This is a genomic window from Pseudomonas sp. BJa5 (genome assembly GCF_030272875.2).
Lineage (GTDB): Bacteria > Pseudomonadota > Gammaproteobacteria > Pseudomonadales > Pseudomonadaceae > Aquipseudomonas.
Genome location: NZ_JALRNG020000173.1, coordinates 1 through 257, shown reverse-complemented (window position 1 = coordinate 257; position 257 = coordinate 1). Strand labels below are relative to the sequence as shown.

At 58.8% G+C, this 257-nt stretch carries 1 pseudogene; it reads right to left on the bottom strand.

Annotated features, from left to right (window positions below):
• Window positions 1-257: pseudogene (locus M2D63_RS25900) on the bottom strand (PTS fructose transporter subunit IIBC); the annotation flags it as partial.

The window sequence follows — 257 nt, the reverse complement described above, 5'->3', positions numbered from 1 at the left end:
CCCGCAACCACCATCGGCAGCATGTAAGACACACCGGTCAACAGATGGCGATATGCGCCCGCAGACTCTTTCTTACCTTCCGTCGCGGTTTGACGCGCGCCGGTTGCCTGATACGGCTTCGCTTCCACCAGCGCTTTATCAAACTCCTGCGCGGTCTTTTTCAGCGCCAGGCCGGTAGACGTACGGTACATGGGATTACCGGCAAATTTCGCCAGGTCCACTTCGATATCCGCCGCCACGATGACCAGATCGGCCTC